Source organism: Sedimentibacter sp. B4, assembly GCF_000309315.1.
Classification (GTDB): domain Bacteria; phylum Bacillota; class Clostridia; order Tissierellales; family Sedimentibacteraceae; genus Sedimentibacter; species Sedimentibacter saalensis.
In genome coordinates this window covers 1-233 of sequence record NZ_CANG01000914.1, presented here as the reverse complement: position 1 = coordinate 233, position 233 = coordinate 1, and the positions used below count along the sequence as shown (strand labels likewise).

The 233-nt window shown below is 69.1% G+C and carries 1 pseudogene; it reads left to right on the top strand.

Annotation, left to right across the window (positions count from 1 at the left end):
- A pseudogene (locus tag BN358_RS27970) lies at nucleotides 1-233 on the top strand (FCD domain-containing protein); the annotation flags it as partial.

Genomic DNA, 233 nt, shown 5'->3' with positions numbered 1-233 from the left:
ACAAGACCGCCCGCGTCGTGAAGCTCGGGCCCACCGACGTCCGCGACATCTACAACACGGATCTACCTGGAGTCCGAGGTGCTGCGACGGCTCGCCGAGCGCGGCACCGTCCCCGACGACGCACGCGCGGCCAACGCGGAGATCGCAGCACTGTGGCAGCAGGGCAGCTGGAACACCGTCGGTCCCGACATGCGGTTCCACACTGCCCTGATCGACTCGCTCCACAGCGCCCG